General features: G+C 58.4%; 20 protein-coding genes. 9 read left to right on the top strand and 11 right to left on the bottom strand.

Going from position 1 to position 24,348, the window contains the following annotated elements; genetic code table 11:
- Window positions 1-11: 11 nt before the first annotated feature.
- From panB to thpR, 7 genes are all read right to left on the bottom strand, one after another.
- Entirely contained in the window at window positions 12-803 is a 792-nt protein-coding gene (panB, locus tag C3F35_RS07805) for a 3-methyl-2-oxobutanoate hydroxymethyltransferase (protein ID WP_059308711.1), read from the bottom strand.
- Between the two features lie 122 nt (window positions 804-925).
- A complete protein-coding gene (gene folK / locus C3F35_RS07800) occupies window positions 926-1,405 on the bottom strand; it encodes a 2-amino-4-hydroxy-6-hydroxymethyldihydropteridine diphosphokinase (RefSeq protein WP_059308710.1) in 480 nt (159 codons plus the stop codon).
- Window positions 1,402-2,799, bottom strand: a complete 1,398-nt coding sequence (gene pcnB / locus C3F35_RS07795) for a polynucleotide adenylyltransferase PcnB (RefSeq protein ID WP_204231584.1) — start codon at window positions 2,797-2,799, stop codon at window positions 1,402-1,404. The genes folK and pcnB overlap by 4 nt, the downstream gene beginning before the upstream one ends.
- A 53-nt stretch (window positions 2,800-2,852) precedes the next feature.
- Window positions 2,853-3,743: a tRNA glutamyl-Q(34) synthetase GluQRS gene (gene gluQRS, locus C3F35_RS07790; RefSeq protein ID WP_167540288.1), complete on the bottom strand. Its 891-nt coding sequence runs from the start codon at window positions 3,741-3,743 to the stop codon at window positions 2,853-2,855.
- A 69-nt stretch (window positions 3,744-3,812) separates the two neighbouring features.
- A complete protein-coding gene (dksA, locus tag C3F35_RS07785; protein WP_012016093.1) occupies window positions 3,813-4,268 on the bottom strand; it encodes an RNA polymerase-binding protein DksA in 456 nt (151 codons plus the stop codon).
- 177 nt (window positions 4,269-4,445) lie between these two features.
- Complete coding sequence (gene sfsA / locus C3F35_RS07780) at window positions 4,446-5,150, bottom strand: DNA/RNA nuclease SfsA (RefSeq protein ID WP_103792753.1); 705 nt, start codon at window positions 5,148-5,150, stop codon at window positions 4,446-4,448.
- Window positions 5,151-5,162: 12 nt separating this feature from the next.
- On the bottom strand, window positions 5,163-5,693 hold the full coding sequence (thpR, locus tag C3F35_RS07775; RefSeq protein WP_103792754.1) for an RNA 2',3'-cyclic phosphodiesterase: 531 nt from the start codon (window positions 5,691-5,693) through the stop codon (window positions 5,163-5,165).
- 73 nt (window positions 5,694-5,766) lie between these two features.
- Between thpR and hrpB the strand changes: the two genes are divergently transcribed.
- The 6 genes from hrpB to fhuB all read left to right on the top strand — a co-directional run bounded on the left by hrpB (window position 5,767) and on the right by fhuB (window position 17,073).
- The gene (gene hrpB, locus C3F35_RS07770) at window positions 5,767-8,196 is read left to right on the top strand and encodes an ATP-dependent helicase HrpB (protein ID WP_103792755.1); all 2,430 of its coding nucleotides are present in this window, start codon (window positions 5,767-5,769) and stop codon (window positions 8,194-8,196) included.
- A 141-nt stretch (window positions 8,197-8,337) separates the two neighbouring features.
- A complete protein-coding gene (gene mrcB, locus C3F35_RS07765; protein ID WP_103792756.1) occupies window positions 8,338-10,863 on the top strand; it encodes a bifunctional glycosyl transferase/transpeptidase in 2,526 nt (841 codons plus the stop codon).
- Between the two features lie 233 nt (window positions 10,864-11,096).
- Entirely contained in the window at window positions 11,097-13,349 is a 2,253-nt protein-coding gene (gene fhuA, locus C3F35_RS07760) for a ferrichrome porin FhuA (RefSeq protein ID WP_059308705.1), read from the top strand.
- 54 nt (window positions 13,350-13,403) lie between these two features.
- A complete protein-coding gene (gene fhuC, locus C3F35_RS07755; protein ID WP_032616591.1) occupies window positions 13,404-14,201 on the top strand; it encodes a Fe3+-hydroxamate ABC transporter ATP-binding protein FhuC in 798 nt (265 codons plus the stop codon).
- Window positions 14,201-15,094 (top strand): Fe(3+)-hydroxamate ABC transporter substrate-binding protein FhuD, encoded by an 894-nt coding sequence (gene fhuD / locus C3F35_RS07750; protein WP_077227176.1) that lies wholly within the window; start codon window positions 14,201-14,203, stop codon window positions 15,092-15,094. The genes fhuC and fhuD overlap by 1 nt, the downstream gene beginning before the upstream one ends.
- Complete coding sequence (fhuB, locus tag C3F35_RS07745) at window positions 15,091-17,073, top strand: Fe(3+)-hydroxamate ABC transporter permease FhuB (protein WP_103792757.1); 1,983 nt, start codon at window positions 15,091-15,093, stop codon at window positions 17,071-17,073. Before fhuD ends, fhuB begins: the two co-directional genes overlap by 4 nt.
- Before the next feature lie 106 nt (window positions 17,074-17,179).
- On the opposite strand, the gene hemL is transcribed toward fhuB, so the two are convergent.
- Entirely contained in the window at window positions 17,180-18,460 is a 1,281-nt protein-coding gene (hemL, locus tag C3F35_RS07740) for a glutamate-1-semialdehyde 2,1-aminomutase (protein ID WP_103792758.1), read from the bottom strand.
- Between the two features lie 177 nt (window positions 18,461-18,637).
- Between hemL and clcA the strand changes: the two genes are divergently transcribed.
- Both clcA and erpA read left to right on the top strand, forming a co-directional pair.
- Complete coding sequence (gene clcA / locus C3F35_RS07735) at window positions 18,638-20,014, top strand: H(+)/Cl(-) exchange transporter ClcA (protein WP_103792759.1); 1,377 nt, start codon at window positions 18,638-18,640, stop codon at window positions 20,012-20,014.
- 79 nt (window positions 20,015-20,093) lie between these two features.
- Window positions 20,094-20,438 carry an iron-sulfur cluster insertion protein ErpA gene (erpA, locus tag C3F35_RS07730; RefSeq protein ID WP_032616597.1) on the top strand — a complete coding sequence of 115 codons (345 nt, stop codon included), beginning with the start codon at window positions 20,094-20,096 and terminating at the stop codon, window positions 20,436-20,438.
- 92 nt (window positions 20,439-20,530) lie between these two features.
- On the opposite strand, the gene C3F35_RS07725 is transcribed toward erpA, so the two are convergent.
- Genes C3F35_RS07725 through mtnN form a run of 3 tightly spaced genes read right to left on the bottom strand, consistent with a single transcriptional unit; the run spans window position 20,531 to window position 22,666 of the window.
- Window positions 20,531-21,157 (bottom strand): TRIC cation channel family protein, encoded by a 627-nt coding sequence (locus C3F35_RS07725; protein ID WP_032616598.1) that lies wholly within the window; start codon window positions 21,155-21,157, stop codon window positions 20,531-20,533.
- Window positions 21,158-21,174: 17 nt separating this feature from the next.
- Window positions 21,175-21,975: a vitamin B12 ABC transporter substrate-binding protein BtuF gene (gene btuF / locus C3F35_RS07720; RefSeq protein ID WP_103792760.1), complete on the bottom strand. Its 801-nt coding sequence runs from the start codon at window positions 21,973-21,975 to the stop codon at window positions 21,175-21,177.
- The gene (gene mtnN, locus C3F35_RS07715; RefSeq protein WP_032616601.1) at window positions 21,968-22,666 is read right to left on the bottom strand and encodes a 5'-methylthioadenosine/S-adenosylhomocysteine nucleosidase; all 699 of its coding nucleotides are present in this window, start codon (window positions 22,664-22,666) and stop codon (window positions 21,968-21,970) included. Before mtnN ends, btuF begins: the two co-directional genes overlap by 8 nt.
- An 82-nt stretch (window positions 22,667-22,748) precedes the next feature.
- Here mtnN and dgt point away from each other — a divergent pair, with 82 nt between their 5' ends.
- Window positions 22,749-24,263, top strand: coding sequence for a dGTPase (gene dgt / locus C3F35_RS07710; protein WP_077227181.1), 1,515 nt, complete (start codon window positions 22,749-22,751; stop codon window positions 24,261-24,263).
- Window positions 24,264-24,348 lie beyond the last annotated feature (85 nt).

Below are 24,348 nucleotides of genomic sequence, written 5' to 3'. Positions count from 1 at the left end.
GACAAGACTCCTTACTGGAAACTGTGTTCTTCACCCGGGTAAACACCCGATTCAACGTCGGCAATATACTGCCTGACCGCGCCGCGGATGTCGCTGGCGCCGCTAAGGAAATTCTTCGCAAATTTCGGGATGTGCCCACCAGTGATACCAAACGCATCATGCATTACCAGGATCTGGCCATCGGTAACGTTACCGGCGCCAATGCCGATCACCGGGATCGTCAGCGCGTCGGTAATGCGTTTTGCCAGTGCTACCGGCACGCACTCCAGCACCAGAAGCTGTGCTCCCGCAGCTTCGATGGCGAGCGCATCATCAAACAGTGTCTGGGCGGCGTCGCCGCGCCCCTGCACCTTATAGCCGCCAAAGATATTCACCGACTGCGGGGTTAATCCGAGATGGCCGCAGACCGGCACCGCGCGCTCGGTGAGCATGCGTACGGTCTCAACCAGCCAGGCGCCGCCTTCCACTTTGACCATATTGGCCCCGGCGCGCATCACCGTGGCGGCATTTTCAAATGCCTGCTCCGGTGTGGCATAAGCCATAAACGGCAGGTCGGCGAGCAGCAGGCAGGCGGGCGCTCCGCGGCGCACCGCCCGGGTGTGGTAAGCAATATCATCTACCGTCACCGGTAGGGTGGAGTCATGTCCCTGGACCGTCATCCCTAACGAGTCGCCAACCAGCATGACGTTAATGCCCTCTTCGGCAAAAAGTTTGGCGAAGCTGTAGTCATAGGCGGTAATAGTGGCGAAGCGCTGCTTGTCCTGTTTGCATTTCTGCAAGGTGGCGATGGTGGTTGGTTTCATACTGTTTCCTGATAGCCCAAAGCGAATCTTTGCGCATTCTAACAGTAACATTCGAGGGAACAATGATTTTAGGTAACCGATTAACCACAAATATTTCAGGGTTAATAACTAAAAATTTCGTGTTACCAGTGGGCAGGTTTTTCGGCGTTCAACTGCGCCAGCAGGGCGCTTAAATGTTCGCCGTCGGGGAAGGTGAGGTCAGGGGCGATTTCAAACAGTGGCCAGAGCATAAAGCCGCGGCGTTTCATATCGTAATGCGGCACCGTAAGACGCTCGGTGTGGATCTGCGCATCACCAAACAGCATGATGTCTAAGTCGAGCGTGCGCGGTCCCCAGCGTTCTTCTTTACGCACACGCCCCTGCTGCAACTCGATGCGCTGGGTGTTGTCCAGCAGCGCTTCGGCGCTGAGCGCGGTTTCCAGCGCGATGGCGGCATTCAGGTAGTCGGGCTGATCCTGCGGGCCTAGCGGGGGAGTGCGGTAAAACGAAGAGAGGGCGACGACGCGGGTCTGCGGGATGTCGCCCAACGCCTGAACGGCAGCATTCACCTGCTCCAGCGGAGAGGCCAGATTGCTGCCGATAGCGATGTACGCAAGCGTCATGCTGCGCCTTCGCGGCGTGGAGCGCGTTTGCGCGGACGACGATGGCGGCGACGCGGCGCTGGCTCTTCATCCAGCTCGCCCAGCATGTCTTTCTGCGCCGGTGGTGCAGAGACCTGGAACTCACCCCACCACTGCACCAGAAGCTGCAGTTCGCGGTTGTTTTCCGCTTCGGCACGCAGGGCCATCAGATCGTAAGCTGCGCGGAATTTTGGATGCTCCATTAACTTCCAGGCACGTTTACCCTGACGGCGGGACATCCGCAGCTGAAGCTGCCAGATATCACGCACCAGCGTGGTAATACGTTTCGGGATTGCCAGCGAGCGGCAGGCTTCATCCAGCACATCGTTGGCGGCCAGCGCAAAGGCATCGTAATAGGCAAGGCCGCTTTCCTGGGCAATCTTCTGCGCGGTTTCCAGCAGCGGATACCAGAACATCGCGGCGAAGAGGAACGCTGGGTTAACGCGCATATCGTTCTGAATGCGGTTATCGGTGTTCTTCAGCACCTGGTCGATGATGCGTTCCATGGCGCTGTCACCTTTTTCGGTGAAGTTGCGCGTGATGGTCGGGAACAGAGGCTGGAACAGGCTGTATTCGCGCAGCAGCTGATAGGTGGCAAAACCGTGGCCCGCCTGCAGCAGCTTCAGCGACTCTTCAAACAGACGCGCCGGTGGCACATCGTTGATAAGCGTTGCCAGGCGCGGGATCGGCTCGGCGGTTTCAGGGCTGATCCGCATATCAAGCTTGGCGGCAAAGCGCACGGCGCGCAGCATACGCACCGGATCTTCACGGTAGCGCGTTTCCGGGTTGCCGATCAGGCGGATCAGACCCGCGTTCAGGTCCGGCACGCCGCCGACGAAATCGCGAACGGTAAAGTCAGCCACGCTGTAATAGAGGCTGTTGATGGTGAAATCACGACGCTGGGCATCTTCTTCGATAGAGCCAAAGATGTTGTCACGCAGCAGCATACCGTTCTGACCTTGCTGAGAGGTCGTGCGGTCTGATGGGGTGCCTTCGTGATGACCACGGAAAGTAGCGACTTCGATGATTTCTGGGCCAAACATGACGTGAGCAAGGCGGAAGCGACGACCGACCAGGCGGCAGTTACGGAATAATTTACGCACCTGCTCAGGGGTGGCGCTGGTGGTCACGTCAAAATCTTTTGGCTTTTTGCCCAGCAGTAAGTCACGCACCCCACCACCAACAAGATAGGCCTCATAGCCGGCTTTATTCAGGCGATAAAGGACCTTCAGGGCGTTTTCACTGATATCTTTGCGGGAAATAGCATGCTGCTCGCGCGGAATAACCGACATCGTATTTTGAACAATGACGTCTTCCGCCATGCTCTCATCGCGGCTCAGCACCTTACGGCAAAAATTAGCGACTCGGGTAAAAATAGTACACCTCGGTAGTGTGTGTTTCAGAATTCAGGACAAAAAATAGCGGCTAATCATAGCTCAGCGAGACGCATTTGAGAATGCTGGATTTTCGGCACGCGGTTTAGCGACCACCGGGAGACCGCTTTTGCCAGTAATTCCTCGGTTCGCAGATCCTGCCACTCATGTGTTACATCCTGGTTTAGAAATTGTAAAGCATTGATAAGAACAGGGCGAGGATCGCCTGTCGGTAATGCCGGGGCATGATTCTGTTTCGAGAGTTTCATCCCTTTTTCATTCACCACCAACGGCAAATGGATATAGTCCGGCACCGGCCAGCCAAATAGCTGGTAGAGCGAAATCTGCCGCACGGTGGGTTCGATCAGATCGGCACCGCGAACAATTTCATTTACTCCCTGGAAATGGTCATCCACTACGACCGCCAGGTTATACGCAAACAGCCCGTCGCGCCGATGGATAATGAAATCCTCGCCCGCCAGCCGGGGATCGGCATGGAGTTCGCCCTGTAGCTGGTCGGTAAACCAGGTCACCGGGTGCTGCTGCACCACGCGCACCGCCGCGTTTTCCGGGCTGTGATGCAGGGTGCGGCAATGGCCGTCATAGACGCCGCCGACGCTCTGAATGCGCGCGCGGGTGCAGGTGCAGTAATAAGAGAGTCCCTGGGCGTGCAGCCAGGCCAGGCGTTCGCGATAGGCATCGTGACGCTGCGACTGCCACAGCACGTCGCCGTCCCAGTGCAGGCCGTAATGTTCCAGCTGACGCAGAATAGTCTCTGCTGCACCGGGAACTTCACGCGGGGGGTCAATATCTTCGATACGTACACGCCAGATACCCTGTCGGGCACGGGCTTGCAGATAACTGCCAAGTGCGGCAATGAGCGAGCCAAAATGCAGTTCGCCAGAGGGGGATGGCGCGAAGCGCCCAATATAGTCAGCAGGCATAATTACACAGCGCAGAAAGTAATCAGGCGGGAGAAGACTCCCGCCTGTGATAGCGTTATGACAGGGTCGGAATTAACCGGCCATCTGTTTTTCGCGGATTTCTGCCAGCGTTTTGCAGTCGATACACAGGTCGGCTGTTGGACGGGCTTCCAGACGACGAATGCCGATCTCGACACCGCAGGACTCGCAGAAGCCGAAATCTTCGTCTTCGACTTTTTTCAGCGTCTTTTCAATTTTCTTGATCAGTTTGCGTTCGCGGTCACGGTTACGCAGTTCAAGGCTGAACTCTTCTTCCTGGGCGGCACGGTCTACCGGGTCCGGGAAGTTAGCGGCTTCGTCCTGCATATGCGTAACGGTGCGATCGACTTCATCCCTAAGTTGATTACGCCATGCTTCAAGGATTCGCTTGAAGTGCGACAGCTGGGCTTCGTTCATATACTCTTCGCCCGGCTTCTCTTGATACGGCTCCACCCCAGCGATGGCGAGAATACTCAGGGACGATGTTTTACGGTTTTGCCCTTCTTGCATGTTGCTTCTCCTTAACACGCACTATCGATCCCCGTGTTGGGGGAAAAATCAGGCCGCTATAAATAGCAGATGCTTTTCCGTAAGGCAATTATCTAAACGTAACACTTGACAAGCCTGTGAGGAAAAGCGTATTTGCGCACACGACCAGAACACTTAATAAACAACGCTCAACCCCTTTTATAACGTGACGGGGAGAGCGGATCTCAGAGTTATATTATCGGCAGAAAGTTCCGCTTTATAAGCCAAAACCTCTACCCCCTGCTTTTGTGCCTCATTCAACAGTTGCGCGTACTTAGGGTCAATATGGCGGGCAGGTGAGAATTTTCCAATTGCGCTGTGCAATACCGCAAAAAACAGCACGGCGCGCTTGCCTTCTGCCGCCACACTAATCAACTCCCGGAGATGCTTCTGCCCTCGCAGCGTTACCGCATCCGGAAAGTAGCCATTATCCCTGTCAGCTAACGTTACTGATTTCACTTCAATATAGCACTCGGGTTGATCCTCTGCCTGCAACAGAAAGTCAATTCTGCTGTTTTCAGCACCATATTTCACTTCAGTTTTTAAGGAATTGTAGCCGCGCAGTTCAGGAATTAAATCCAGACTAATCGCCTCTTTCACCAACTGGTTGGCGCGCAGCGTATTGACACAAATATATTCTCCCCCGGCGGTTTGGGTTATTTCCCAGGTATGAGGATATTTACGTTTGATATTGAGAGAGGTGGAGTACCAGACGGTATCCCCGGGGGTCGCGCAGCCGGTCATTGCCCCGGTATTCGGGCAGTGCAGGGTGAGGGCAACGCCCTCCGGCGTTACCACGTCGGCCAAAAAACGCTTGTAGCGCTGCACCAGCGTGGCGGGTTGTAGGGCAGGGGTAAACTGCATGCAGATTCCTTGTTATTCGGTAAGCGTCCAGCGCTGGAGCGGCGTATAGCGCGTGCGCCCGCAAGCAAAACGGCTCTCGTAGAGGACAAATTCCTTCACCGGAAACGCCCAATGAAAACCCGGCGGCGGAATGGCAACCGCGTGGCTGGCATCGCGCAGCAGGGTGATATGGGGGTGAAATGGCTGCGGGCTTTGATAGCAACCGCTGCGCGCCGCCTGGGCACGCAGCATATTGGCTAACTGCAATAATCCCCGCGGCGGCTGGCGCGTACCCAGCCAGACCACGCGGGAGCGCAGCCACTGTCCGGCATCGTCCAGCGTCAGGGTAAACCCCGGCTGGCGGATACGCCCGGCCATGGCCGCCAGCGCCTGACGTTTTTCGTCGCTGACCTCCCCTAAAAACGCCAGCGTCAGGTGCAGGTTGGCCGCCGCCACCGGACGGCCTGCTTCCGGCGCGAAATGGTCGGCGCGCCAGCGCACGACCTGGCGCTGGATTGCGGCAGGCATTTCAATGGCAAAAAACAGCCTTTTCGACTCAGACATACGGGGCACTCGGTAATGAATTGTGGCGATGCTACAATGTACGCCGTCTAAAGTTAACCCTCTGGAGCCATTCGTGTCCTTGTTGCCGGTCGCCGCTATCCTTCCTGAACTTCTCCTCGCGTTACAACACGCCCCCCATGTTCTGCTTACTGCGCCCACCGGTGCGGGGAAATCGACGTGGCTGCCGCTGCAAATCCTGGCGCAGGGGGGAATTAACGGCAAAATTATTCTGCTCGAACCGCGCCGGATCGCCGCCCGTAATGTCGCGCAGCGGCTGGCAGATTTGTTGGGTGAAAAGCCGGGGGAGACGGTGGGTTACCGGATGCGCGCCGAAACCTGCGTGGGGGCGAATACCCGGCTGGAGGTGGTCACCGAGGGGATCCTGACCCGGATGTTGCAGCACGATCCCGAGCTGACCGGCGTGGGGCTGGTGATCCTCGATGAGTTCCACGAGCGCAGCCTGCAGGCGGATCTGGCCCTGGCGCTGCTGCTGGATGTCCAGCAGGGGCTGCGTGAAGATCTCAAACTGCTGATCATGTCCGCGACCCTGGATAACGATCGGCTCCAGCGTCTGCTGCCTGAGGCGCCGACCCTCGTTTCTGAAGGGCGCACCTTTCCGGTTGAGCGACGCTATCAGTCGCTACCGGCGCAGCTGCGTTTCGACGAAGCGGTGGCGGTGGCGACCGCCGAGCTGCTGCGTCACGAGCCTGGCTCGCTGCTGCTCTTTTTACCGGGCGTTAGCGAGATCCAGCGCGTGCAGGAGCAGCTCGCCCGTCGTGTGGCCAGTGACGTGGTGCTCTGTCCGCTGTATGGCGCGCTGTCGCTGACCGAGCAGCGTAAGGCGATCCTGCCCGCCCCGGCCGGACAGCGCAAAGTGGTGCTGGCGACCAACATTGCGGAAACCAGTCTGACTATTGAAGGCATCCGGCTGGTGGTGGATTCGGCCCAGGAGCGGGTAGCGAATTTCGATCCGCGCACCGGCCTTACCCGGCTGGTGACCCAGCGCGTCAGCCAGGCGTCGATGACCCAACGCGCCGGGCGTGCCGGGCGACTGGAACCGGGCATCTGCCTGCACCTGACGCCGTTCGAGCAGGCCGAGCGCGCGGCAGCCCAGGGCACGCCGGAAATTTTGCAAAGCGATCTCAGCGGGTTGCTGATGGAGTTGCTGCAGTGGGGTTGCCGGGATCCGGCGCAGTTGAGCTGGCTGGATCTGCCGCCTGCGACTAACCTTGCTGCGGCCCGCCGCCTGTTAACCCAGCTTGGGGCGCTGGCGGGGGAGCAACTTACCGCTCACGGGCAGAAGATGGCGAAGCTCGGTAGCGATCCGCGGCTGGCGGCGATGCTGGCCAGCGCCGTGGGTGAAGACGAAATTGCGACGGCGGCAAAACTGGCGGCTATCCTTGAACAGCCGCCGCGAGGCAGCAGCAGCGATCTGGCCCAGGCGTTCTTACGCAATCAGCCGGAGTGGCAGCAGCGCGCCCGGCAGTTGAATGCGCGGCTCAACAACCGCGGCGGCACCCCGGACAGCGACCACGTCCCCGCGCTGCTGGCAAAAGCGTTTCCCGACCGGATTGCCCGCCGTCGCGGGCTTGATGGCCGCTACCAGCTGGCGAACGGCATGGGGGCCATGCTGCAGAGCGATGACGCCATGACCCGTCACGAGTGGTTGATTGCGCCGTCACTGCTGCAGGGCAGCCAGTCGCCGGACGCCCGCATTTTGTTGGGCTTAGCCGTGGATATCGATGCCCTGATAACTGCCTCCCCTGGCCTGGTGACGCAGTCTGATACCGTCGAGTGGGATGATGCCCAGGGTACGCTGAAGGCTTTTCGCCGGGCGCAGATTGGCCGCCTGACGGTGAACGTGAAGCCGTTGGCGAAGCCGTCGGAAGAGGAGCTGCACCAGGCGATGCTCAACGGCATTCGTGATAAAGGGCTAAGCGTGCTGAACTGGACCCCGGAGGCGGAGCAGTACCGGATCCGCCTGCACTGCGCGGCGCAGTGGCTGCCGGAATTTGACTGGCCCGCAGTAGATGAAGCGTCGCTGCTGGCCAATCTGGAAAACTGGTTACTGCCGCAAATGCATGGCGTACACTCCCTGCGCGCGTTGAAAGCGCTGGATGTTAAGGTGGCGTTACAGAACTTAACCGACTGGTCGTTACGTCAGCGTCTGGATACTGAGCTTCCGGGGCATTACACTGTGCCGACCGGCAGCCGGATAGCCATTCGTTATCATGAAGATAATCCTCCGGCGCTGGCGGTACGGATGCAGGAGATGTTTGGTGAGGCGACCACGCCTGCCATTGCGCAGGGTCGTGTGCCGCTGGTGCTGGAGCTGTTGTCACCGGCCCAGCGCCCGCTGCAGATCACTCGCGATCTGGGCGCTTTTTGGGCTGGAAGCTACCGCGAGGTGCAAAAAGAGATGAAAGGACGCTATCCGAAGCATGTCTGGCCGGACGATCCGGCGAATACCGCGCCAACCCGGCGCACGAAAAAGTATTCGTAACGGCGCGGGTGCGCGCTAAGGCCTTCATCCCGGCCTTCTCCTGCAAGGAGAGGGCGTAAATTTTGAGAGATTTCTTCTTCCTCCATCAGGGGGAAGAACTGAGAATCGGGCCCTTGCGCCTGATAGTTGCGGAGAGAGAGCATGGCGGGGAATGACCGCGAGCCAATAGGACGTAAAGGAAAACCTTCGCGTCCGGCGAAAGAAAAAGCAGGCCGTCGTCGCCTCAGTGATGAGGAGTATGACGACGTTGATAATGAGTATGAGGATGAGGCGCCCGTGCCACGTAAAGGAAAAGGCAAAAAAGGTAAACCTCGCGGCAAACGCGGCTGGTTCTGGCTGCTGCTGAAGCTATTTATTGTTTTCATCGTCCTGTTGGCGATCTACGGCGTCTATCTGGATCAGAAGATCCGTAGCCGTATCGACGGTAAAGTCTGGCAACTGCCAGCGGCGGTGTATGGCCGGATGGTCAACCTCGAGCCGGAAATGACCATCAGCAAGAACGAGATGGTCAAGCTGCTGGAGGCCACCCAGTACCGCCAGGTGACGAAGATGACGCGTCCCGGCGAGTTTACGGTGCAGGCGAAAAGCATCGAGATGATCCGCCGTCCGTTTGACTTCCCGGACAGTAAAGAGGGGCAGGTGCGCGCGCGTCTGACCTTCGATGGCGATCATATCGACACCATCGAGAACATGGACAACAACCGTCAGTTCGGTTTCTTCCGTCTCGATCCGCGACTGATCACCATGCTCTCCTCGCCAAACGGCGAGCAGCGTCTGTTTGTCGCGCGTAACGGTTTCCCGGATCTGCTGGTGGATACCCTGCTGGCGACCGAAGACCGTCACTTCTATGAACATGATGGTGTCAGCCTGTACTCCATTGGCCGTGCGGTGCTGGCGAACCTGACTGCCGGACGGACGGTGCAGGGGGCAAGTACCCTGACCCAGCAGCTGGTGAAAAACCTGTTCCTCTCCAGCGAACGCTCTTACTGGCGTAAGGCCAACGAAGCGTACATGGCGGTGCTGATGGATGCCCGCTACAGCAAAGATCGCATTCTTGAGCTGTATATGAACGAGGTCTACCTCGGTCAGAGCGGCGATAATGAAATCCGCGGCTTCCCGCTGGCGAGCCTCTACTACTTTGGTCGTCCGGTGGAAGAGCTGAGCCTCGACCAACAGGCGCTGCTGGTGGGCATGGTGAAAGGGGCGTCGATCTACAACCCGTGGCGTAACCCGAAACTGGCGCTGGAACGCCGTAATCTGGTGCTGCGTCTGCTGCAACAGCAGCAGGTGATCGACCAGGAGCTGTACGACATGCTCAGTGCGCGTCCGTTAGGCGTCCAGCCGCGCGGCGGTGTGATCTCCCCGCAGCCTGCCTTTATGCAGATGGTGCGTCAGGAGCTGCAAACCAAGCTGGGCGACAAAGTTAAAGATCTCTCCGGCGTGAAGATCTTCACCACCTTTGACTCAGTGGCGCAGGACGCTGCAGAGAAAGCGGCGGTGGAAGGCATTCCGGCGCTGAAAAAGCAGCGTAAGCTGAGCGATCTGGAAACCGCGATGGTGGTGGTCGACCGTACCACCGGTGAAGTGCGGGCCATGGTCGGTGGGGCAGAGCCGCAGTTTGCGGGCTACAACCGCGCAATGCAGGCACGCCGTTCGATCGGCTCCCTGGCAAAACCGGCGACCTATCTCACCGCGTTAAGCCAGCCAAACCAGTATCGTCTGAACACCTGGATTGCCGATGCCCCGATTGCCCTGCGCCAGCCAAACGGACAGGTATGGTCGCCGCAGAACGACGACAAACAGTACAGCGGCCAGGTCATGCTGGTGGATGCCCTGACGCGTTCCATGAACGTGCCGACGGTCAACCTCGGGATGGCGCTGGGTCTGCCAGCCGTTACCGATACCTGGCAGAAGCTGGGTGTGCCGAAAGATCAGCTGCATCCGGTTCCGGCCATGCTGTTAGGGGCGTTGAACCTGACGCCGATCGAAGTGGCGCAGGCGTTCCAGACCATCGCCAGCGGCGGTAACCGTGCACCGCTCTCTGCGCTGCGTTCGGTAATTGCCGAAGATGGCACCCCGCTGTACCAGAGCTTCCCGCAGGCTGAGCGTGCCGTACCGGCGCAGGCCGCGTATATGACGCTGTGGACCATGCAGCAGGTGGTGCAGCGCGGGACCGGTCGCCAGCTTGGCGCGAAGTATCCGGGTCTGCATCTGGCGGGTAAAACCGGGACCACCAACAACAACGTCGATACCTGGTTTGCGGGCATCGACGGGCGTGAAGTGGTGATCACCTGGGTAGGACGCGACAACAACCAGCCGACGAAACTGTATGGTGCCAGCGGGGCGATGTCGATTTACCAGCGCTATCTGGCTAACCAGTCGCCGGTTCCGTTAACCCTGACGCCACCGGAAGATATCGTGAACATGGGCGTGGATGAGTCGGGTAACTTCGTGTGTGGTGGCGGAATGCGTAGCGTTCCGGTCTGGACCGCGAACCCGGACTCCCTGTGCCAGGCGCCAGTACCGGAGCCGACGGGCAACCCGTTTGAGCAGTCTTCTCCTCAGCAGCCGCAGCAGCAGCAGCAACAACAGCCGCAGCAGCAGAATGAGAAGAAAGACAGCGACGGTGTCGCAGGCTGGATCAAGGATATGTTCGGCGGTAATTAATCATCAGTCCCTCTCCTGCGGGAGAGGGACTTTTCACCTCAATTCAACATCCCTTCAACAGTAAAACCCCTCGTTTATTAACCCTGCATTTTCCATTGTTTAATTCTTATACCCTCAATTCCTGTAGGGCCGCATATCACTTGCTATGCCGTGAATGTTTCGCATAATATGCTGCGGTCATAATAATAATTCTCGTTTACGTTATCATTCACGCTTCCATCAGAGACATACCAATGGCGCATTCAAAAACTGCTCAGCCAATGCAATCTTCGCTGCGTAAAATCGCAGTCGTTGTAGCCACAGCGGTTAGCGGCATGTCTGCTTACGCTCAGGCTGCTGACACCCCTAAAAAAGAAGAAACCATCACCGTAACCGCAGCACCAGCTGCGCAGGAAAGTGCCTGGGGTCCGGCCGCGACCATTGCGGCACGCCAGTCAGCCACCGGGACCAAGACCGATACCTCCATTGAGAAGGTACCGCAGTCGATTTCCGTGGTGACCGCGGAAGAGATGGCGCTGCACCAGCCACGCTCGGTGAAAGAAGCACTGAGCTACACGCCAGGGGTGGCAGTAGGCACGCGCGGCGCGTCAAACACCTATGACTATCTGATTATTCGTGGTTTTGCTGCCGAGGGCCAAAGCCAGAACAACTACCTCGACGGTATGAAGATGCAGGGCAACTTCTATAACGACGCGGTAATTGACCCCTATATGATCGAGCGCGCTGAAGTCATGCGCGGTCCAACCTCCGTTCTGTACGGCAAAAGCAGCCCGGGTGGCCTGCTGAACATGGTCAGCAAACGTCCGCTGACAGAGCCGCTGAAAGAGATCCAGTTCAAGGCCGGGACTGACAGCCTGTTCCAGACCGGGTTTGACTTCAGTGATGCGCTGGATGATGACGGGGTCTACTCCTATCGTCTGACGGGCCTGGCGCGTTCGAACAATTCGCAGCAGGAAGGTAAAGGCGAGCAACGTTATGCCATTGCGCCATCTTTCTCCTGGCGTCCGGATGATAAAACCAACTTCACCTTCCTCTCCTATTTCCAGAACGAACCGGAGACAGGTTACTACGGCTGGCTGCCGAAAGAGGGCACGGTTGATCCGCTGCCAAACGGCGATCGCCTGCCGACCGACTTCAATGAAGGCGCGAAAAACAACACCTATTCCCGTAACCAGAAAATGGTCGGGTATAGCTTCGATCACGAATTCAACGACACCTTCACCTTGCGTCAGAACCTGCGTTTTGCCGAGAACAAAACCTCACAGAACAGCGTCTATGGCTACGGGGTGTGCTCCGATGCAGCGAACAGTGGCAACGCCCTGTGTAATGCGTTGTCACCTGCGGACAAAGGCCATTACCTGGCGCGTAAATACGTGGTTGACGATGAGAAGCTGCAAAACTTCACCGTCGATACCCAGTTGCAGAGCAAATTCGCTACCGGCGAGATTGACCATATCCTGCTGACCGGCGTTGACTTTATGCGCATGCGTAACGACATCAACGCCTGGTTTGGCTATGACGGTTCCGTCCCGCTGTTGGATCTCTACAACCCGGTCTATAGCGATTTCGATTTCGGCTCGAAAAACCCAGCTAATTCCGGCCCGTATCAGATCCTGAACAAGCAGCAGCAGACCGGTCTCTACGTCCAGGACCAGGCGCAGTGGGATAAAGTGCTGGTCACCCTGGGCGGTCGTTATGACTGGGCCGATCAGGACTCAATTAACCGCGTCGCAGGCACCACTGCATCACGTGATGACAACCAGTTCACCTGGCGTGGCGGCGTTAACTACCTGTTCGATAACGGCGTTACTCCTTACTTCAGCTACAGCGAATCCTTCGAGCCGTCTTCCCAGACTGATGCACAAGGGAAGCCATTTGCCCCGTCGAAAGGTAAGCAGTACGAAGTGGGCGTGAAGTATGTCCCGAGCGATCGTCCAATCGTTCTGACCGGTGCGCTGTATCAGCTGACTAAAACCAACAACCTGATGGCCGATCCTTCGGGAAATTCATTCTTCTCGGTTGAAGGTGGCGAGATCCGCGCGCGTGGCGTGGAAATTGAAGCCAAAGCGGCATTGTCTGCCAGCGTCAACGTCGTGGGTTCTTACACCTACACCGACGTGGAGTACACCACCGACACCACCTACAAAGGCAACACCCCGGCACAGGTGCCTGAGCACATGGCCTCGCTGTGGGGGGATTATACCTTCTATGATGGCGCGCTCTCTGGCCTGACGCTGGGTACTGGCGGTCGCTTCTCCAGCTCCAGCTATGGCGATCCGGCGAACTCCTTCAAGGTAGGTAGCTATGCCGTGATGGATGCGTTGGTCCGTTACGATCTGGCGCGTGTTGGCATGGCGGGCTCGAACGTGGCGCTGCACGTGAACAACCTGCTGGATCGTGAATATGTCGCCAGCTGCTTCAACACCTATGGTTGCTTCTGGGGTGCAGAGCGCCAGGTTGTTGCGACCGCGACCTTCCGCTTCTGATCTTTAAATTTGGGCACGATTTTCGTGCCCTTTTCTTTACTTAAGTTGGCTAACATGCAGGAAAACAACCCGCAATCTGATACCACTTTTGCACTCGATAGCATCTCCTTTCGCGTTCCAGGACGCACGCTGCTGCATCCGCTTTCGCTGACCTTTCCCGCAGGCCAGGTGACGGGTCTGATCGGCCATAACGGCTCCGGCAAATCCACCTTACTGAAAATGCTTGGCCGCCATCAGCCGCCGTCTGAGGGCGATATTCTGCTCGACGGACAGCCGCTGGAGAGCTGGAACAGCAAAGCCTTTGCCCGCAAGGTCGCCTATCTGCCCCAGCAACTGCCACAGGCGGAAGGTATGACCGTGCGCGAACTGGTGGCGATTGGCCGTTATCCCTGGCACGGTGCATTAGGCCGCTTCGGCGTGGCCGACCGCGAGAAAGTGGAAGAGGCGATTACGCTGGTGGGATTAAAGCCGCTGGCCCATCGGCTGGTGGATAGCCTGTCCGGCGGCGAACGCCAGCGCGCGTGGATCGCCATGCTGGTGGCGCAGGACAGCCGTTGTTTACTGCTGGATGAACCGACCTCGGCTCTCGACATTGCCCATCAGGTGGACGTGCTGGCGCTGGTGCATCGCTTAAGCCAGCAGCGTGGGCTGACGGTGATTGCGGTGCTGCACGACATCAACATGGCGGCGCGTTACTGCGACTATCTGGTGGCGCTGCGCGGTGGCGAGATGATTGCCCAGGGTACGCCTGCCGAGCTGATGCGCAGTGAAACGCTGGAACACATTTACGGGATCCCAATGGGGATCCTGCCGCATCCTGCCGGAGCGGCACCGGTGAGCTTTGTCTATTGATGCCTGAGTTAACACATATTAGCCGTCGTCGTCTGTTGACGGCCATGGCCCTCTCGCCGCTGCTGTGGAAAATGGGCACGGCGCATGCCGCCGCGGCCGTCGATCCTCATCGCATTGTGGCCCTCGAGTGGTTGCCGGTCGAGCTGCTGCTGGCGCTTGGCGTCACCCCCTACGGCGTGGCCGACATTCCCAACTACAGCCTGTGGGTGAACGAGCCTCGGCTGCCGGAAACGGTGATCGACATTGGCCTGCGTACTGAGCCTAATCTCGAACTGCTCACGCAGATGAAACCGTCGTACCTGGTCTGGTCGGCAGGGTATGGGCCATCAGAAGAGAAGCTGGCGCGGATTGCGCCGGGGCGCGGGTTCGCCTTTAGCGACGGTAAAAAACCGCTGGCCAACGCCCGCAAATCCTTAACCGAGATGGCACAACTGCTGAACCTGGAAGCGGCTGCCCGTTCGCATCTGGATCATTTTGACAGCGTGATCGACAGCTACAAACCGCGTTTTGCTGGCCGTGGCGACCGACCGCTGCTGATGGTGACCCTGCTCGATGCCCGCCATATGCTGGTGTTTGGCAACAACTGCCTGTTCCAGGAAGTGCTGGATCGCTATGGGATTAAAAACGCCTGGGAAGGGGAGATGACCTTCTGGGGCAGTACCACCGTGGGCATCGACCGTCTGGCCATGTTCCGTGATGTGGATGTGCTGTGCTTCGATCATGGCAATGAGCGCGAGATGCAGACCTTGATGGCGACGCCGCTGTGGCAGGCGATGCCGTTTGTCCGCCAGCAGCGCGTCAAGCGCGTGCCCGCGGTGTGGTTTTACGGCGCCACCCTGTCGGCGATGCACTTTGCCCGTGTGCTGGACAGCGCGCTGGGAGGCCAGGCATGAAGTCACGGATAACCCTTTTCCCGGCGCTGCTGATGGCGCTGCTAGTGGTGGTCGCGCTGGGCCTAACCTGGTGGAACCTGAATCTGGCGCTGCCGCGCGCGCAGTGGGGGAGTGCCTTAATCGCCCCCGATATCGACAATATTCAACAGATGCTGTTCCACTACAGCCTGCTGCCGCGGCTGGCGATCTCGCTGCTGGTGGGCGCAGGGCTTGGGCTGGTGGGCGTGCTCTTCCAGCAGGTATTACGTAACCCGCTGGCAGAGCCGACGACCCTTGGCGTGGCGACGGGTGCCCAACTGGGGATGACGATCATCACGCTGTGGGCGCTCCCGGGCGTACTGGCGGCGCAGTTTGCCGCGCTGGTGGGCGCTTGCGTCGTCGGCGCGATTGTCTTTGGCGTGGCCTGGGGTAAACGCCTCTCGCCGGTGACGCTGATCCTCGCCGGGCTGGTGGTGAGCCTCTACTGCGGCGCGGTCAACCAGCTGCTGGTGATCTTCCATCATGACCAGTTGCAGAGTATGTTCCTCTGGAGCACCGGGACGCTGACACAAACCGACTGGAGCATCGTCCAGCGTCTGTGGCCGCAGCTGCTCGGCGGCGTGCTGTTGATCCTGCTGCTGCTGCGTCCGCTTACCCTAATGGGGCTGGACGATGGCGTGGCGCGCAACCTCGGTCTGGCGCTGTCGCTGGCCCGTCTGGCGGCGCTGACGCTGGCGATTGTCATCAGTGCCCTGCTGGTGAATGCGGTCGGCATCATCGGTTTTATCGGCCTGTTCGCGCCGCTGCTGGCAAAAATGCTCGGCGCGCGCCGTTTGCTCTCCCGGCTGATCCTCGCCCCGCTGATTGGTGCCCTGATCCTCTGGCTTTCTGACCAGGTGATCCTCTGGCTGACGCGGGTATGGGTGGAAGTCTCGACCGGTTCGGTCACGGCGCTGATTGGCGCGCCGCTGCTGCTGTGGCTGCTGCCACGCCTGCGCAGCATGAGCGCCCCGGCGATGAACGCGGGCGATAAAGTGAGCGCCGAACGTCATCATGTCTTGTGGTTTGCCCTGGCGGGTGGCGCAGTACTGATGCTGGCGGTGATTGCGGCGCTGGCGTTTGGCCGTGATGCCCAGGGCTGGCACTGGGCGAGCGGGGCAATGCTCGATGAGCTGCTGCCGTGGCGCGCGCCGCGTATCTTCGCCGCGCTGATTGCCGGGGTGATGCTGGCGGTAGCGGGCTGCATTATCCAGCGTTTGACCGGCAACCCGATGGCAAGCCCGGAAGTGCTGGGGATCAGCTCCGGTGCAGCGTTCGGCGTGGTGTTGATGCTCTTCTTCGTGCCGGGTAATGCCTTCGGCTGGCTGATGCCTGCGGGCAGTATCGGTGCGGCGGTCACGCTGCTGATCATCATGATTGCCGCCGGACGGGGCGGCTTCTCGCCGCACCGGATGCTGCTGGCGGGGATGGCGCTGAGTACCGCCTTCACCATGCTGCTGATGATGCTGCAGGCGAGCGGCGATCCGCGGATGGCGCAGATCCTGACCTGGATTTCCGGTTCAACCTATAACGCCACGACCGAACAGGTGGTGAGCACGGGAGTGGCGATGATTATCCTGTTGGCCCTGGTGCCGCTGTGTCGTCGCTGGCTGACGGTACTGCCGCTGGGGGGCGACACTGCGCGTTCAGTGGGGATGGCGCTGAGCGCCTCGCGTATCGGCCTGCTGTTGCTGGCGGCCTCGCTTACGGCTACCGCTACTCTGACCATTGGGCCGCTGAGCTTTATCGGGCTGATGGCACCGCACATTGCGCGGATGATGGGGTTCCGCCGGACGATGCCGCATATAGTGATGTCGGCCTTCACGGGGGGGATCCTGCTGGTGTTCGCTGACTGGTGTGGCCGGATGGTGTTGTTCCCGTATCAGATCCCGGCGGGGCTGTTGTCCACCTTTATCGGGGCGCCGTACTTTATCTATCTGCTGCGCAAGCAGAGCCGATAAAAAAGCCGGGTGGCGCTAACGCCCACCCGGCCTGCGGTTGATTTGCTCCCTCTTCCTGTGGGAGAAGAGTGGGGTGCGGGCATCCGGCCGCACCCCGCAAACCTTATCAGAGCTTCGCAAACACCCGACGCGCCGCGTCGATGGTGTTATTGATATCCTCTTCGCTGTGCGCAACCGACATAAAGCCTGCCTCAAACGCTGATGGTGCCAGATAAACACCTTCCTCCAGCATCAGATGGAAGAAACGCTTGAAGCGCTCAACGTCGCACTTCACCACATCCTGATAGCAGGTCACGGTTTTCGCGTCGGTGAAGAAGATGCCGAACATGCCGCCGACATGGTTTACCACCAGTGGAATACCCGCGTCTTCAGCCGCCTCCAGCAGGCCGTTTGCCAGCTGGGTGGTACGCTCGGTAAGGGTGGTATGAATACCCGGCTGTGCCACTTCATTTAAGCAGGCGAAACCGGCCGCCATGGCGATCGGGTTACCGGAGAGCGTACCCGCCTGATAGACCGGGCCAGTTGGCGCCAACGCGTCCATTACCTCTTTACGACCGCCAAAAGCCCCCACCGGCATGCCGCCGCCGATGATTTTGCCCAGGCAGGTCAGGTCCGGCACCACGTCGTAGTACGCCTGTGCGCCTGCGAGGGCTACGCGGAAACCGGTCATCACTTCGTCGATAATCAGCAGCGCGCCGAACTCGTCGCACAGCGCACGCAGACCCAGCAGGAAGCCAGGCTGCGGTGGAATGCAGTTCATATTGCCTGCCACCGGTTCGACGATAATGCAGGCGATCGCCTGCGGGTTCAGTTCAAAGGCTGCGCGCACCGAGTCGAGATCGTTATAGGTGCAGGTCAGGGTGTGTTTGGCGAAGTCTGCCGGCACGCCCGGAGAGTTCGGTTGGCCGAGGGTCAGCGCGCCAGAACCGGCTTTCACCAGCAGGCAATCCGCGTGGCCGTGGTAGCAACCTTCGAATTTGATGATTTTGTCGCGGCCAGTAAAGCCACGCGCCAGACGGATGGCGCTCATGGTCGCTTCGGTACCGGAGTTCACCATGCGCACCATATCCATGGTTGGCACCAGCTCGGTTACCAGCGCCGCCATTTTTACTTCCATCTCGGTAGGTGCCCCGAAGCTTAACCCGCGCTGCGCCGCTTCGATCACCGCGTTGCGGATGGCCGGGTGGTTGTGACCCAGCACCATCGGCCCCCATGAGCCGACATAGTCGATATAGGCTTTACCATCCACATCGTACAGATAGGCGCCATCGGCACGTTCGATAAACAGCGGTGTCCCGCCCACGCCGGTAAAGGCACGGACCGGGGAGTTAACACCGCCAGGGATAAGCTCGCGGGCTGCACTGTAGAGGTTTTCAGACTTGCTCATGGCGTGGTTCCTGGCTCGTATAAAATGATTAAGCCCGCTATTCTAAGTGATTCGTGGAAGGTTATGAAATTTTTGCCCCATTAATGCATTAACAATTGTTAAGCAATTTTCTGAAGATGGCCGGACGGTCTCTGGTAAACTCCCTGTGGCGATTTGTATGACGAAAACTAACAGGCCATGAAAGCAGATTCTCCTTCATTTGAACAACAACAGTTTGCGCGTGCGCGATCCCGTATCAGCATCCGGCGGCTGCTCAATCGCGACAAAACCCCGCTGGCGATTTTGCTGGGCGCAGCGGTAGTCGGCACGCTGGCGGGGCTGGTGGGCGTCGCATTCGAAAAAGCCGTCAATGCCGTGCTTAACTGGCGTATCGGCACCGTTGCGGGTTATGCCGATCGTGAAGGGCTGGTCTGGATCCTGGCGTTTGGTTTATCCGCTGTGTTGGCGATGGTCGGTTATTTTCTGGTGCGTAAATTCGCCCCGGAAGCGGGCGGCTCGGGGATCCCTGAGATAGAAGGGGCGCTCGAAGAGCTGCGCCCGGTTCGCTGGTGGCGCGTCCTTCCCGTTAAGTTTATTGGCGGAATGGGGACGCTGGGTGCGGGGATGGTGCTTGGGCGAGAAGGGCCGACCGTACAGTTGGGCGGTAATGTTGGCCGTATGATCAGCGATCTGTTCAGGATGCGCAGCGCCGAAGCACGCCATACGCTGCTGGCAACCGGTGCCGCCGCGGGGCTTTCCGCCGCGTTTAATGCCCCGCTGGCGGGGATCCTGTTTATCATCGAAGAGATGCGGGCTCAGTTTCGCTATAACCTGATCTCGATTAAAGCGGTCTTTACCGGCGTGATTATGTCGAGCATTGTCTTCCGGCTTTTCAATGGCGAAGGGGCAGTTATTGAGGTCGGTAAATTGACCAACGCGCCGGTCAATACGCTGTGGTTGTATCTGATCCTCGGCATGATTTTTGGCATTGTAGGCCCGCTGTTTAATGCCCTTATTATTCGCGCTCAGGATATGTTCCAGCGGATCCACGGCGGCAACACGACCAAATGGGTGCTGGTGGGCGGCCTGCTGGGGGGCGTGTGCGGCGTGCTGGGCTTTATCGAACCTAACGCGGCAGGCGGTGGCTTTGGCCTGATCCCCATTGCGGCGGCGGGTAATTTTAGCATCGGCCTGTTGCTGTTTATGTTTATCTCCAGGGTGATCACCACCGTACTCTGCTTCTCCTCCGGCGCGCCTGGTGGCATTTTTGCCCCGATGCTGGCGTTAGGTACGTTGCTGGGAACGGCCTTTGGCATGGCTGCCGCCGCAGGCTTCCCGGCGTATCATCTTGAGGCTGGCACCTTTGCCGTCGCCGGAATGGGGGCGCTGCTGGCGGCATCGTTGCGCGCGCCACTGACCGGGATCGTGCTGGTGCTGGAGATGACCGACAATTACCAGCTCATTTTGCCAATGATCATTACCTGTCTGGGGGCCACACTATTAGCCCAGTTCCTCGGCGGAAAACCGCTATACTCCACCATTCTTGCCCGTACCCTGGCGAAGCAGAATACTTGAATGAATTACCAGGGTATTAGATAATGGCAACAAGAATTGGGTGATTTTTACCCACTAGCAGTATTCATGGGAGCATAAGATGAGTGATGACGTAGCGCTGCCGTTGCAGTTTACCGAAGCAGCAGCCAAAAAAGTAAAAGACCTGATTGCCGATGAAGACAACCCAGAGCTGAAATTGCGTGTTTACATTACCGGCGGCGGCTGCAGCGGCTTCCAGTATGGTTTCACCTTTGACGATCAGGTTAACGACGGTGACATGACCATCGAGAAGCAGGGCGTTGCGCTGGTCGTTGACCCGATGAGCCTGCAGTATCTGGTGGGCGGCGCGGTGGACTACACCGAAGGTCTGGAAGGTTCCCGCTTTGTGGTGACCAACCCGAACGCAACCAGCACCTGCGGGTGTGGCTCGTCGTTCAGCATTTAAAAGTGTGTGGCCGGGTGCCCTCACCCCGGCCCTCTCCTTACCGGAGAGAGAGCAAACATTAAAAACGGCAACCCTGGGTTGCCGTTTTGCTTTTATGACCTGGCGTTATCATCCAGCGCAAAGGTGGGTAGCTTCAGGTGCCAGCGAATGGCCGCCAGCCGGATCCCCAGCGTGACCACCATCCCTAGCATCGCCGCCTGTTCCAGCGGAACCTGAAATGTGTACCAGGCTGTGGCGTGGACGATCCCACCCAGAATACAGGCGGTGGCGTAAATCTCGGTTCTCAGGATCATCGGCACTTCGCGTGCCAGAATATCGCGGATAATCCCGCCGCCCACGCCGGTGACCACCCCCATACAGATCGCGACCATCGGGCCGGTGCCAGCCATAAAAGCTTTGTTAACCCCAATGCCGACAAAGACCGCGAGGCCTACCGCATCCAGCACCGGTAGCAGCCATTTAGGCAGGCGGCGCGGCTGACGGACCAGGATAATGGTTAACATGCATGTGACCATCGCCACCACCAGATCGGTAGGATCTTTGACCCAGAAAACCGGGCCGTGATCGAGCGCCATGTCGCGGATCGTTCCTCCGCCCACGGCGGTGACGACCCCTAACACCAGCACGCCAAACGGGTCCATACGTAATTTACCGGCCAGCAGAACGCCGGAGATCGCAAAAACGGCTGTGCCGAGAATATCCAGCCAATAAACGAGCATCGTGATCCTCGAGAAAATTAGTGGCTCTGCGACAGCGCAGAGCAGAGTTGTTTTGCGGCGAGGATAATACGCGGGCTTGCGCGCTCAAACCAGTCGCTGTTCAGCGCAATCACCGGTATTTTTAGTTGGCTGTGCCAGTATTGTTCTATTTTAGGAATATCGCCCGCAGAACCGGCCACCACAATCGCCTGAGGCTGGCGCGCCAGCACCTGCTCGCGGCTCACCTGGGGCCAGGGGACACGGCTGGACGCGAAGATATTTTCTCCGCCACACAGTTCAACTACCTGATGTTGCAGCGATCCCCGGCTTGTCGTGAACAGCGGCTGTTGGCCGAACTGAATAAATACCCGCTTTTTCGGCAGGGTGCCGTAGGTCGCTTTCAGGGCGGCATAGTCGGTCAACATTTTTTGTGCGGCCTGTCGGGCCTGGTCTGGCGTCGGACTCCAGGGCGCAAGATCGCCAAGGGCCTGCGCGATATGTTCAATGCTGGTGGCGTCGATCCATTGTACTTTTATCCCGAGCGAGGCCAGCTGGTTTACCTGCCGTTCCGCGTTGCCGCCGCGCCAGGCCAGCACCAGATCGGGCTTCAGGGCGACGATACGTTCAACGTTCATGCCTTGCCAGGTGGCGACCTGCTCAATCTTTGCCGCTTCGGGGGGATAATCGGAAAAGCTGCTGACCCCGATGGGGGTGATCCCGGCGGCAAAGGCCAGTTCGGTATTGGCGGGGGAGAGGGTAATAACACGCGGCGCGGCCATAAGCCACGCCGGTGCCAGCAGAAACAGCGCCAGAAGCGCCCTGACGAGCAGCTTAACCACGCGCCAGTTTCTGCACCAACGTCTCAACCATCAGGCTGGACTGTTTGGCAGCGACCACGAGGAACTCGTCGAAGCTCAGGTGAGACTGCTGATCCGCGACGTCGGAGATGGCGCGAACCACCACGAAGGGTACGCTGAAGTTATGGCAGACGTGGGCAATGGCGGTGGCTTCCATCTCAACGGCAATCGCCTGCGGGAAGTTATGGCGGATTTTCGCCAGGTTCACGGAACCATTGATAAAGGCATCGCCGCTGACAATCAGGCCACGCACGGCGTTGAGGTTCAGTTCCGCGATGCAGCTTTCTGCGGCGGCAATCAGCTTATCATCGGCTTTGAAACCGGCCGGGCAGCCCGGGAGCTGGCCGTATTCGTATCCGAAGGCGGTGACATCGGCGTCGTGATAGCGGGCTTCATCAGAAACCACGATATCGCCCACTTTCAGGGTGGAGGCCAGGCCGCCCGCAGAGCCGGTGTTAATGATCACGTCTGGCTTGCAGCGTTCCAGCAGCAGGGTTGCGCCCAGCGCGGCGGAAACTTTACCGATACCCGATTTCAGCAGAGCAACTTCAGTACCGTTCAGCGTGCCGGTGTAGATCTCGCAGCCACCCAGAGAGAGGGTCTGACGGTTCTCAATTTTGTCACGCAGCAGCGTAACTTCTTCTTCCATTGCTCCAATAATACCGATTTTCATAGATTTACTCGCGATGTGCCTTGTTAAGATGCATAGTCTATCATGCGCTTCAGGGGAAACGCATTCTCACGCGGGGGAGCACATGGCACCAATCGACTTTCGCACCAAAATTAACTGGCACCGCCGGTACCGCTCTCCGCAGGGGAAAAAGAGCGAACATGAGATCCTGCGGATCTTCGAAAGTGACCGCGGGCGCATCGTCAACTCGCCGGCGATCCGCCGCCTGCAGCAAAAAACGCAGGTTTTCCCCCTCGAACGCAACGCCGCCGTGCGCACCCGCCTGACCCACTCCCTGGAGGTGCAGCAGGTAGGGCGCTATATCGCCAAAGAGATCTTAAGCCGCCTCAAGGAGCAGCGCCTGCTGGACGCCTACGGGCTGGATGAGCTGACCGGGCCGTTTGAAAGCATCGTTGAGATGGCGTGCCTGATGCACGATATCGGTAACCCACCTTTCGGTCATTTTGGCGAAGCCGCCATCAATGACTGGTTCCGCCAGCGCCTGTTCCCCTCCGATGCTGCCAGCCAACCCCTGAGCGACGATCGCTGCAGTGTGCAGGCTCTACGGTTGCGTGAAGGGGAAGAGACGCTGAACGGATTGCGACGCAAGGTACGTCAGGATCTGTGTCATTTTGAAGGCAATGCTCAGGGTATCCGTCTGGTGCACTCCCTGATGCGCATGAACCTCACCTGGGCGCAGGTGGGGTGCATTCTGAAATATACCCGCCCCGCCTGGTGGCAGGGCGACCCGCCCGAGACGCACAATTACTTAATGAAAAAACCGGGCTACTATTTTTCGGAAGAGGCGTATATCGAGCGGCTCCGGCAGGAACTTTCTCTCACGCCCTATGGCCGTTTTCCATTGACCTGGATTATGGAAGCGGCAGACGATATTTCCTATTGTGTGGCCGATCTGGAAGATGCGGTAGAGAAAAGAATATTCAGCGTCGAGGGGCTTTATCAGCATCTTTATGATGCCTGGGGCAACCACGAGAAAGGGTCTTTATTTTCCCAGGTGGTGGAAAATGCCTGGGAGAAATCACGCTCCAATTCCCTCAGTCGCAGCACTGAGGATCAGTTCTTTATGTATTTACGCGTCAATACATTAAATAAACTGGTGCCCTATGCGGCTGAGCGTTTTATCGACAATATCGATCAGATTTATCACGGTGAATTCAATCATGCGCTACTGGAAGACGACAGTAGCTTTAGTCAACTGCTTGAGTTATATAAAAATGTCGCCATGCGCCATGTCTTCAGCCACCCTGAGGTCGAGCAGCTGGAATTACAGGGATATCGGGTCATCACCGGCCTGCTGGAGATCTACCGTCCGCTGCTACAATTATCCGCGGAGGAGTTCAGCGAGCTGGTAGAAAAGGAGCGGGTCCGCCGCTTACCGATTGAATCCCGGCTATTTCATAAACTTTCCCCGCGCCATCGGCTGGCGTATGTTGAGTCGGTCAGTAAATTTGATCGGCAGCAGCCAGACTGGCCGGTGCTGGAGTTTTATTATCGCTGCCGCCTGATTCAGGACTATATCAGTGGAATGACAGACTTATATGCCTGGGATGAATACCGCAAGTTGATGGCAGTGGAATAAGGCTGAGTTTTGTAAAGACGGACAATAAATTTTTACTTTTTCCAGAAACTTAATGCCGGAACTAAGCGCGTCGAAACGAATCTGA

It is taken from the genome of Leclercia sp. LSNIH3, assembly GCF_002935105.1.
Taxonomy (GTDB): Bacteria; Pseudomonadota; Gammaproteobacteria; order Enterobacterales; family Enterobacteriaceae; genus Enterobacter; species Enterobacter adecarboxylatus.
The sequence above is the reverse complement of the archived record's forward strand: the minus strand, read 5'-3'. Positions and strand labels throughout refer to the sequence as shown.